Source organism: Jezberella sp. (assembly GCF_964834465.1).
In genome coordinates, this window is record NZ_CBAZRM010000032.1 from 1 (window position 1) to 9,358 (window position 9,358).

At 57.7% G+C, this 9,358-nt stretch carries 7 protein-coding genes and 1 pseudogene; 4 read left to right on the plus strand and 4 right to left on the minus strand.

The window, feature by feature from the left end; genetic code table 11:
- Positions 1 to 65: 65 nt before the first annotated feature.
- From AC1W8Y_RS14650 to AC1W8Y_RS14660, 3 genes are read right to left on the minus strand one after another with little or no spacing between them, the layout of a single operon-like run.
- Positions 66 to 920: a DUF6671 family protein gene (locus AC1W8Y_RS14650; protein ID WP_482015236.1), complete on the minus strand. Its 855-nt coding sequence runs from the start codon at positions 918 to 920 to the stop codon at positions 66 to 68.
- Entirely contained in the window at positions 917 to 3,469 is a 2,553-nt protein-coding gene (locus tag AC1W8Y_RS14655; RefSeq protein WP_482015237.1) for a YbcC family protein, read from the minus strand. Before AC1W8Y_RS14655 ends, AC1W8Y_RS14650 begins: the two co-directional genes overlap by 4 nt.
- A 21-nt stretch (positions 3,470 to 3,490) precedes the next feature.
- The gene (locus AC1W8Y_RS14660; RefSeq protein ID WP_482015238.1) at positions 3,491 to 5,056 is read right to left on the minus strand and encodes an NADH-quinone oxidoreductase subunit L; all 1,566 of its coding nucleotides are present in this window, start codon (positions 5,054 to 5,056) and stop codon (positions 3,491 to 3,493) included.
- A 97-nt stretch (positions 5,057 to 5,153) separates the two neighbouring features.
- Here AC1W8Y_RS14660 and AC1W8Y_RS14665 point away from each other — a divergent pair, with 97 nt between their 5' ends.
- The 4 genes and pseudogenes from AC1W8Y_RS14665 (at position 5,154) to AC1W8Y_RS14680 (ending at position 7,308) form a co-directional block, all read left to right on the plus strand.
- Positions 5,154 to 6,044, plus strand: coding sequence for a LysR family transcriptional regulator (locus AC1W8Y_RS14665; protein WP_482015239.1), 891 nt, complete (start codon positions 5,154 to 5,156; stop codon positions 6,042 to 6,044).
- Between the two features lie 252 nt (positions 6,045 to 6,296).
- A pseudogene (locus tag AC1W8Y_RS14670) lies at positions 6,297 to 6,470 on the plus strand (DUF4158 domain-containing protein); the annotation flags it as partial.
- A gap of 131 nt (positions 6,471 to 6,601) precedes the next feature.
- Entirely contained in the window at positions 6,602 to 6,904 is a 303-nt protein-coding gene (locus AC1W8Y_RS14675) for a type II toxin-antitoxin system MqsR family toxin (protein WP_482015240.1), read from the plus strand.
- A 2-nt stretch (positions 6,905 to 6,906) separates the two neighbouring features.
- Positions 6,907 to 7,308, plus strand: a complete 402-nt coding sequence (locus AC1W8Y_RS14680; protein WP_482015241.1) for a type II toxin-antitoxin system MqsA family antitoxin — start codon at positions 6,907 to 6,909, stop codon at positions 7,306 to 7,308.
- Between the two features lie 456 nt (positions 7,309 to 7,764).
- Here AC1W8Y_RS14680 and AC1W8Y_RS14685 read toward each other — a convergent pair whose 3' ends face one another.
- Positions 7,765 to 8,358 (minus strand): DEAD/DEAH box helicase, encoded by a 594-nt coding sequence (locus AC1W8Y_RS14685; protein ID WP_482015242.1) that lies wholly within the window; start codon positions 8,356 to 8,358, stop codon positions 7,765 to 7,767.
- Positions 8,359 to 9,358 lie beyond the last annotated feature (1,000 nt).

Sequence of the window (9,358 nt, forward strand, 5' to 3'; positions counted from 1 at the left end):
TCAACCAGACACCTTGGCGCGCAGCGCTTCATTAACCTCTCCCTCAATGATAGTTTTCCAGCGAGTTACGGATTGCAGTAAGCACAATGCACAGGGTCGGCTGCTGACCGATCTGTCCGCTCAGCGATGCGCCTATGCTCACAGCGCAGGCACGTCCACACTTCGCTGCGATAACTATGGGTTGGCAGCCGACACGATGCGCAGGGCAGTCCAGGTTGCCGTTCGCTGATCCAGAAGCCGGGGGTACTGCATGCCGGGCAGGTCGATTGCAGGCGCTGCAGCAGATCGTTGGCAGCCTGCTCGATGTATTTCATGCGGCTGGGATTGGCGAAGGCGCGTAAATCCAATTCGACAAACACCGTGCCGCGACGTGATTGCGCGAGGCTACTGTCGAAGCACGTTTTCAGCCGCGTCCAATCAGCAATGTCCTTGCAGATGCGCGTATCGTTTTGCGCATCGGGGCGCAACACCAAATGGTGCTCTGGGAAGCCGACGCGTTTGGCAAAGTCAGCAACTGCCTGCCAGTCGCCGCTCTGGATATGATCGTTAGGGGCGGCACCCTGGGCTATGCCGACAACTTCGATGCCCATGTGGTCATCGATCCAGACCAAGAGCTCCACATTCCAAGGAAACATGCCCGTATGGGGATCAGGACCGAAGCTGCCTTCACTAGCGATTCCCTGCGAAGCACGCGCAAGCTCCATCCCTTTTCTTGCCTTACGTCTGGCCGCCTCCAGTTGTGTACCGTTCCGTGGCGTCTCCCTTGTGAAGGTGCCAAACTGATCAGTATCGAATCCAGTAACAAGTTCGATGGAGCAACCCAGGACGGGCTCAAGCACAGGTGCGATCACACGTTCCTTTCCATGCTGGGTCAGCAGGGCCACCCGACTTCCTTTGCAATAGGACGGCTTCGCCATCATTCGACCTCCAGACACAATGGAGACCATGTTCCGTGTTCGTAACGCTCGAAGCCAGCAAGCGCGAAGCGCCAGAGGTGGAGCCAGCCGTTGTCGAGCAGTTGCCGGACGACGGCATGCTTGCCGATCACCACTTCAATTGCCGCCTGCGGCGCATCGATGACCACGGTCAGCCGCAAGGGCTCGTGCACCCAGCGTTGGCCGTCATGTAGCGACTGGCGGGACAGCCCGATTCGCAGATCGCCGCCGTTGCCCTCGAAGACGCCGAGGTTGCCACCCACCACGTTGTGCAGCACTTTATTGCCGCTGCCTAGCCGCAGCGGATCGCAGGTAGATGCATGGTATTGCCAGTTGATCCAATGCGTGACCAGCATGGGCGCGGTCATCAGCAGTTCCAGTACGCTTCCATCACTATCTTGGCTGGCGTCATAGTCATGCAGGAAACTGCGCCCACCCAGCACAACGCCACGGCTTCTGTGCCGGGGAGCGATCAGAAAAGCCGCATTGCCCGCGAGCCCCCATTCTGGTCGCGTCTGCGCGCCGTCGTTGGCACGGCGGCGAAGCTGACGTAACAGCGCATCATGCGGTGCGCGCGGGTCCAGTTGCAGGCCGGGCGCGCGCTCGCGGCGTGCCTGATCGCAGGCGTGGGAAAACACCACTTGCAGGCGCTCCCAGCGAGTGCGGGAATCTTCGGGCAGCAGATCAAGGTCAAAGCCCTCGATTTCATCGGTGGTGGTGTTATGCAGAGCTGCCACAAACACGGTCGATTCGGGGATGCTTAGCGCTTTGGCTTGCAAACCTTGGCGCACTGCTGGGTCGTTGAGCAATTGCGTCAAGCTGCGCGCATTGACTTCGCCGGTCTGTCCACAGCAGGCGCCACAGTCCAATGCGGCCGCGTGGGCGTTGTTGGCGGACTGGCTGCCGTGCCCGACGAGGAGTACCATCGGCGCTAAGTTTTGCTCCAGCCCCATAGCGTGAAGTACCCGTGCCGCAAGCGCAACTTTGGCTTCAAGGTCTAACCCAAGCAGTTGGGGGCGACAGATCGGGCGATAGCGGGCTGGCAGTCCCACCAGGTCGTCTTTGGCACGACCACGCTTACTCGGCAGCAGCCAAGTTCCGAGCTTGCCAAGATAGCCCAAACCGGCCGCCTCGACGAATGAGAACGCTGCCCCAGGCCAGCGGCTGGCAGCCAGCCACTGACCTGCCATGGCGAATCGGACTTGACGTTCGCGACTCGCAGCGCTTTGCAGTGCAGGGTCGGCTTCGCGCTCGGCTGAGTCTGTGCTCATGATGCAATCGCCTGCTTCTATGGTAGGGGCTAGCAAGCCAGGTAACTGCGGCCGCCGGGCTTGAGTCGACAGTGGTGTGTAAGCCACTGGAAGACCGAAAAAACCCGCAAAGCCAATAGTCTGAACGCCCGGCCATACGGCCTCCAGGGCGCGGCGCAGTGGCTCGCTGCGTACGTCAATGCAAAAGGCCGCTTGGACTTCAATCTCTTGCGGCACCAGGCCATTGCTGCTTGCCACGGCCAGCCGCTGCACCAGGTCGCGCTGATAACCAAGCTCCAGCGCCAATTGCCACACTTCGTCGATCAAAAGGGCCTGCTCAGCCTGCTTGAGCAGTAAGGGGGCCTGGCTCCAGCCTTGCTGAAGTGCGACAAACGCCTGCCTGGTCGCCCCGTCATCCTTGCACTCCAACAGCAGTGCGCCCCAAGCTAAACGAATAGCCAACAGCTCACGAAGGTTTGAGTCGGCCTTGCCCCGCTCCAACCCCGCCTGCCAGGCCAGGTAGGCACACCATGAGGCCCAACCGTTGACCGTGAGAAGCACCGACTCAAGGTAGTCCGCCCACACTGCCTGCGGCAGACCCAGGCGCTGCATCACCCAGCGCTCTGCTTCAATTGCGGTGGCTGGCAAGGCACCGACGGCACTGCCCAAACGCGGCAAGCCCATCAACAAGCCGATCCCATGGTCGTGTTGCAGGGTGTCTCGCCAAAAGCCGTACAAACCCTGGGTGCGCTCTGGTTGCCAAAAGGCTTGATGCTCATCGAAGTAGGCGGCACAGGTTTGGCTCACTTGGTGCGTGATGGCGTCTCGCCAGGATAGCCGCGCATGGCGATTGGCATCGTTGTCGAGCACATCAATGAGTAATGGCAATTGCGCTGGTGGGGCGCTCGATTGCAGCGCATTGGCGCACTGCTCAGGTCTGAGGCCTGTCGCGTGCGCCTCGGGCAGCTGTCGCAGGGCGAGCGCCAGATCGGTAGCGCAAATTCGCCCTTTGCGCCACGCCCGGAGTTGCTGCTCTCGTGGTGGAAATACCTGGATGCCGCCGAGCACGGCCATTCGTGCGGCCACCCGGCGCACTGGCATGCTAATACGGGACCAATGCGGATTGACAGCAATGGCTCTATCCAGCGGCCATGCAGGTGCAATTGCGTGGCAGGCCTGGCTGCACGCGTGCTCGATCGCGGCATGCAGTGCCTCAAGATCGGGAACGGCTTGAGTGGTGTTCGCCGTATCCGGCGGTGCGTAGGTGGCAAGTATGTCTGTCATGAGGTTCTCCTGTTTGTCGGTTCAGCGCACAGCATCGGTAAGCGGCGATGTGGCGGATTTGGGTTCAAACTGTGTGGTGGCCCTGGGCGTCCAGCGAGTGGGCCAGAGGTGGAGGGCCAGACGCGTGTAGGCCTCGTCCAGATAAAATCCCGCATAGCTCCAACGACGCCAGTTAGCCAGCAGTTGCGGCCGTACTTGCAGCAGCGCCTGAAAGAAATACAAGGCCGCCATGCCTATCAAGGCAATCAGACCGAGCCCTTGGTGAGGGACATTCTGGAGACCAAGAGGCAGCGAGTGCCCTGCAGTGGTGGCAACCGTGAGGCCAATAACCATCAGGAACCCGAAAAAGGCTTGGGCACTGCGTGCTTGCCAGTCGGTTTGCACGCCGGGTAACCACAGCAAGGGAGCCCAGGCGAGGCCAAGCACCACGCTCCACCACCAAGGCCAGGATGCATGACCCACCAGTTTCAGCACTAACAGCACAGCGGAGATCGTTACCACCGGTGCCAGCACCAGGCTGACAGTGCTTGGTGACGAAGCACCGCGCAAAATCTGCAAGCGGGTCTGGCGTACGGAGGTCGAAGCCGACAGGAAGGCATGGGCCTTGTAAAGTGAATGGCCAATCAGATGTAGAGCGGCTAGGGTGTAGAGGCCCAGCGCGCACTCAAGCAACATGAAGCCCATCTGAGCAACGGTTGACCAGGCCAGGCGGACCTTGATACTGATGCGGGTCAGCATCACCATACCCGCCAGCACGGTAGTCGCCAGGCCGAATACCAATAGCAACAGACGCGCCGGGGGTGCCTGTTCGAGCATAGGCGCAAAGCGGATCAGTACAAAGCCACCAAGATTGACCACACCAGCATGCAACAGTGCAGAAACAGGGGTGGGAGCCTCCATCACCTGGGTCAGCCACCCATGCACCGGCAGCAAGGCAGTGCGCAGTATGACGGCCAACACGAGTAAGACGGCGCTCATTTGCAAGGATACGGACATGCCATGCTGAGCAATGTGCAAGTACAGTGCCGAGAGCGAACCGTTGCCGACTTCTAGCCACGCCAGCGCGGTTGCGCCAAGCAGCATCACATCGGCCAGTCGATCAGAAATGCGTTTTTTGTGGGCCGCCAGCAGGGCGAACGGGCGATCCGGATAGAAGCACAGCAGATGCTGCAAGGCGATACCTACGGATGCCCAGGCCGCGATAAGCACGAGCCAGTGATCGGCCATCAAAAGCAGGTGGACACTAGCCAGGACAGTGGCCAGCACGCCTACATAGCGGCGCTGGCCGACCTCCCCCTCCAAATAGCGGGCAGAAAACGAACCAATTACCGTGCCAAGCAGCTGTACCAGCAAAGCTAGGATCAGGCTCAAAGATGTTGCCATCACAGCGCTTGGCCAAGCTGCGCCATTTGCCCCCACCAAAAGCGACATACCTATGAATGCCAGCGCGCAAATCGAAACCGCCTGGAATAGGCGCCACAGTCCCGGCGTTGAGATCCAGTTAAGTCGCGTCAGCCCCGCCAACGCAGCCATCAAAACGACCGGTGTCAGAGCACAAGTTAAATACAAAACCTGAGAAATATCCATCGCAAAAACCTTTTTATTGGGTTGCGAGGATGATGCTCGTGAAATAAATTTCTGTAAAATAGATTAAAAAGAACACTTTCATATGTAAAATAGAACGATGAAACTTAATCAACTCAATTTCCATCACCTATTTTATTTCTGGCGAGTTGCCAAGCTCGGACACCTGACCAGGGCTGCTGAGGAGCTACACACCTCTCAATCAGCGGTTTCGGCTCAGATTCGCCAGTTGGAGGCGCGGATAGGCGAGGACTTGTTTATCCGCGAAGGCCGCCGGCTGATACTGACCGATGCGGGGCAACTTGTGCAGGCGTATGCCGACAACATCTTCGGTCTCGGCCAGGAAATGCTGGGACGCTTGGAAGGCCGCTCAGCAGGGATTGCCCGCCTTCGTGTGGGTAGCGTGGCCACTCTGTCGCGCAACTATCAGGAAAACTGGATTCGACCTGTGCTTACAAACCCAGCCGTTGTGTTGACGCTGGAGTCTGGGCTGTTGGAGGGCCTGCTGGCTCGGCTGGTAGAGCATCAGTTGGATGTGGTACTGGCCAATGAGACCGTTCCGGCTGACCCTGATCGCCCATTGCACTGCCGGTTTTTGGGAAGCCAGTTGATTTCGCTGGTAGGTCCTGCGAGCAATTGGGCATCGCAAAGCCTGCGCATTCCGGAAGACCTCGATGGCTTGGACATTGCGTTGCCAGCCCCCCGGCACGCCTTGCGCGCCCAATTCGACGCACTATGTGCAACGGCAGGTGTTAGCCCCAGACTACGAGCCGAGGTGGATGACATGGCCATGCTTCGCCTGATTGCGCGCGACAGTGGCTGGCTGACATTGTTGCCCGAAGTGGTGGTTCAGGATGAGCTGCGTGCCGGAATCCTCGTCGTCGTGGGCCAGTCAACAGACCTGCTGGAACGCTTCTACGCCATCACGACGCCGCGTCGGCACCGCATCGAAGTGCTTGAGCAGTTGCTTACTGGTGCGCCCGAAACCTAATCGCTTGTCAAATGCTTCAGCCAATCGATGGCAGTTTGCCCAAGGAATTTCTTAACGTGCTTTATTTTCCGAATTCTGAGACGCCCATAGGTTCGCCGCAAACGGTCGCGTTCGGGCTAACGTTCTCTTGTCGCGACGCGTTCTCCGCTTGACGCTGCTGCGCAGCGTCAATGGAAGCGCGGAGCATCGGAATCGCCCGGCTATGCCTCAAACACAAGCATAATGTCCGGTCCCAGCTCAGCAGGAGACCGCATGCCCGTCAGCTTTCTCTCAAACAACCAGCGCGAAAACTACGGTCGCTATGCCGGTCCGCCGTCGCCCCACGACCTTGCGCGGTATTTCCACCTGGACGACACCGACCATGCGCTGATCGCGCAAAAGCGCGGCGCGCACAATCGGCTAGGCTTCGCCGTCCAACTCGGGACGGTGGATCACGAGCAATCGCTGGCCAACCTGTTGGCGCGGCGAGGTTCTTCTGCGTCCGACATGGCATCTCCTGGTGAATACGCCGATATTTAACCTACTTGCAAAATTAACTAACTAGGTTATAATGAGGCATGGAAAAAGGCACCCCTCACTGCAAGCTGTCCGTCGTGAAAGCCTTGATCGAAGCCGGTAAGGTCAACGCCACGGCCAGCGCTTTCAACGGTGCTCGTGAGCTAGGCATCAACGATCTGGCCGGGATGTGTGCCGTCATCATATCGCTCACCTCCACCGACTTCTACAAGAGCATGACGACGTACGCCGATCATCGAATTTGGCAGGACGTGTACCACGCCAAGACAGCCAGTCGTGCCGATGTGTACGTGAAGCTGACCGTCATTGATGACGTTGTGATTGTTTCTTTTAAGGAACTGTGACTATGAAATGCCCCTGCTGTGGAGCGGCGGAACTGATCCACGATACCCGTGATATGCCCTACATCTACAAGGGTGAAACCACCACCCTCCCGACAGTGACGGGCGACTTCTGCCCGGCCTGCGGCGAGGTCATCCTGAACCGCGAGCACGGCGATCGCTACAGCGAGTTGTTGGGACAGTTCCAGCGTCAGGTGAACGCGGCCTATGTCGACCCTGACTACATTGCCAAGGTACGCAAGCAGCTCGATCTGGATCAACGCCAAGCCGCCGAAATATTTGGTGGTGGTGTCAATGCCTTCTCACGGTATGAGAACGGCAAAACCAAACCGCCGCTGGCTCTGGTGAAGCTGCTCAAAGTGCTTGAGCGTCACCCCGATCTGCTCAGCGAGGTTAGAAGCGCCTGAACAGGGTGCGTTTGGGCGGGACGTTCCGGTTTGCCGCCCCAGGTAATGGGGGTACGCTTTCTCTGGAGTGGCCTAACACTTCGGCCACTTCGAGTTGCGCGGTCGGAGTGTCGTTTTCAGGGGGCGACTGTACTTTTTGGGTCAGTGCTTAGCCAGCAGCGTTTCGGCTTCTGGCCAACGCCTTATTTTGTGCACAGGAGTACTGTGCAAAGCGGAGGATCGTGCATATGACGTCTGATCTGACGTTGTCAGAAGTCGTGTGCATACCGGGCGTTCCAGCTAGGAAAATGGTGCAGTCGACTGCTGAAAATGACGCTAGCGGTCGGATGCCCTAATTTTGTCCCCTGCGAGCGCAGGGCAGCATAACAGATCGGGGTAGGGGCACTGTCGCTGTCAATTTTTAAGTGCACCAACGCCGCGTCTTTGTCAGCGGGATGGAGTCGCGGGAAGTTTGTTTCATGGCTGCGCACCGAGGGTGAACAAATCAATCAATTCGTCACCGCTCAGATTGCCGAGCCACTGTTCGCCGGTGCCAACTGTCAACTCGGCCAGTTCGCGTTTGGCATTGATCATGTCATTGATGCGTTCCTCGAATGTTGCCCGGGTAATCAAGCGGTGCACTTGCACATTGTGTTGCTGGCCGATGCGATAGGCGCGGTCGGTGGCCTGTGCTTCTACGGCCGGGTTCCACCATAGGTCATAATGAATGACATTGGCGGCCGCCGTCAGATTCAAGCCGGTACCGCCCGCCTTCAGCGACAGGATCAGCACCCGTTCAGTGCGGTCGTTCTGAAAGCGTTCGACCATGGCATCGCGTTGGGCTCGCGGCACGCCTCCATGCAGGAATTGCGCTGCCCGTGCGTAGCGTGCGCGCAGCCATTCACTCAGCAATTCACCCATTTCCCGGAATTGGGTGAATACCAGCACCTTTTCATGATTGGCCTGAATGTCATCCACCAGTTCCAGAAAGCGGAGCGCCTTGCCGGAATCGGTGTCCTCAGCCCCGCCTTGTTTCAGATAGTGGGCGGGGTGATTGCAGATCTGTTTCAACGCCAGTAATCTATTGTGTGTTGATGGAGTAATCTCAGATGTTTACCCGGCGGACGTTTAAATTTCCATGCTCGAACCCTGCTTGTGCGATGCCCGAGACCAATGGCAAGGGGGAGGGCGGCGATGATAGGAAAGTAAATCAAAGCTGTTTGCGCTACCGCCCAGTTTGGCATCAATACATTAAACGGGTTGGGCAATGCTGCCGAACCGGACGTGCAAAGGAAATGCAGAAACTGAAACCAACAGGGGCGGCCCCCTGACCCCCACGAAAGATACACCTCACGCAACTAAAGTTGCAGTAGCCAACATCCTGTTTAATAACGTGTAGACGCTGTATACACACAATACTATAATGTGTCTACCGTATGTAGACAACAGAGATGTCGGCAACGAATGCATGTCACATTATTGGGGATGTAAGCCGGAACCCCCGAAAATTCCGGCAAGGGCACAAGGCCCGTGCTGACTGGGGTTGTCGGGAAACACATGTTTCCCGACAGGGTGTCACAGAGGCAAAATGTCATTTTCAGAAGTCGACTGCACCATTTTACTGGCTGGAACGCCCGATGTGCACAGGACTTCTGACATATCCTGATCAGTAGTCCTGTGCACGAACCTTCACTATGCTCAATACTCATGTGCACAAAAATGAGGTTTTGGCACGGAGCCGGCGGAAACTCAGCCTATTGTCGAGCTCTGGATTTTGACTCTACCTGATACGGTTAGGGAAGAGGCCCGGCAACGAATGCGATGTCACAAAATAGTAACAACAACCCTTTGCATGTCGTAATTTAAATGACGGGTTAAGTGACATTTTTTGACGATGCGGGCGTTTTGTTGCAGACTGTCACACAATCGAACGTATAAGTGACAGGTGCGACATGCTGATCGGCTACATGCGGGTGTCTAAAACAGACGGCTCCCAGACGACCCATCTGCAACGGGATGCGTTGATCGCCGCCGGCGTTGATCCGGCTCAGCTGTACGAAGACCAAGCATC

Excerpts from the sequence above, each read along its gene's own strand:
- AC1W8Y_RS14665 (WP_482015239.1), top strand. The coding sequence starts at position 5,154 with ATGAAACTTAATCAACTCAATTTCCATCACCTATTTTATTTCTGGCGA.
- AC1W8Y_RS14680 (WP_482015241.1), top strand. The coding sequence starts at position 6,907 with ATGAAATGCCCCTGCTGTGGAGCGGCGGAACTGATCCACGATACCCGT.
- AC1W8Y_RS14655 (WP_482015237.1), bottom strand. The coding sequence starts at position 3,469 with ATGACAGACATACTTGCCACCTACGCACCGCCGGATACGGCGAACACC.
- AC1W8Y_RS14675 (WP_482015240.1), top strand. The coding sequence starts at position 6,602 with ATGGAAAAAGGCACCCCTCACTGCAAGCTGTCCGTCGTGAAAGCCTTG.
- AC1W8Y_RS14660 (WP_482015238.1), bottom strand. The coding sequence starts at position 5,056 with ATGGATATTTCTCAGGTTTTGTATTTAACTTGTGCTCTGACACCGGTC.
- AC1W8Y_RS14650 (WP_482015236.1), bottom strand. The coding sequence starts at position 920 with ATGATGGCGAAGCCGTCCTATTGCAAAGGAAGTCGGGTGGCCCTGCTG.